Here is a 711-nt window from a genome sequence, read left to right as displayed (position 1 = left end):
ATGTATTGCTGGTATTCAATCATCTGCTGAACTCCAGCGCCAGAGCTGGCAGCAGGGGCTTGCATTTTCACGCCGTCGAACATGGCATTATCACCGATGATAGATAAATCACCGTCAATAATTTTCTTCATGTACATATCAGCGGATTCTTTCGATTTGTCGTCAGGCGCTGTAATGAGTTTCTGAATACGTGAGTTAAAACCCCACATAACCATGTTAACGTCATTTTCTACCAGTAGCGTATTACACTTTTCAAATACTGGCATAACACCGATTCGTAAATCATCATTACGCAACAAAACGCCGTCTTTATTCAAGTCCAGCGTTTTATTAAAATTCAATGCTACGTTAGCAATGGTGATTTGTGTCGGTTGCCCGTATGGGTCGCGCTCAGTACCGCCCAGCGAACCAGCGAAAGCGTAGAGGTTCCCATCTGGCGCTTTAGTAATAAACGCGTAACCATTCGTTTGCAATAGGCGCTCTAATTCCCGTTGCGGAATAGTTTCCGGTAAATCCTGATATTCAAACATCGACAACGTTTTAGCCAGCATATATTTATTAAGCTGGTTAATGTTGCGTGTTTTGGCTTTATAATCGTATGGCATGATTATTTATCCTGTAATTTTTGAATCAGTAATTTAATTGATTCAGTGTTAGCCGCGAGTGAGTTTTTAATCTCATTCATTAATTCAGAATGTTTTGCCAACGTAC

The 711-nt window shown here is 40.8% G+C and carries 1 protein-coding gene; it reads right to left on the bottom strand.

Annotated elements, in window-relative coordinates:
* On the bottom strand, positions 1–605 hold a 605-nt coding region (locus N1032_RS25355; protein ID WP_259543364.1), incomplete at its 3' end, for a hypothetical protein.
* Positions 606–711: the final 106 nt, after the last annotated feature.

The organism is Herbiconiux daphne (assembly GCF_024979295.1).
Lineage (GTDB): Bacteria > Actinomycetota > Actinomycetes > Actinomycetales > Microbacteriaceae > Herbiconiux > Herbiconiux daphnes.
This window is presented reverse-complemented; position numbering and strand designations above follow the sequence as displayed.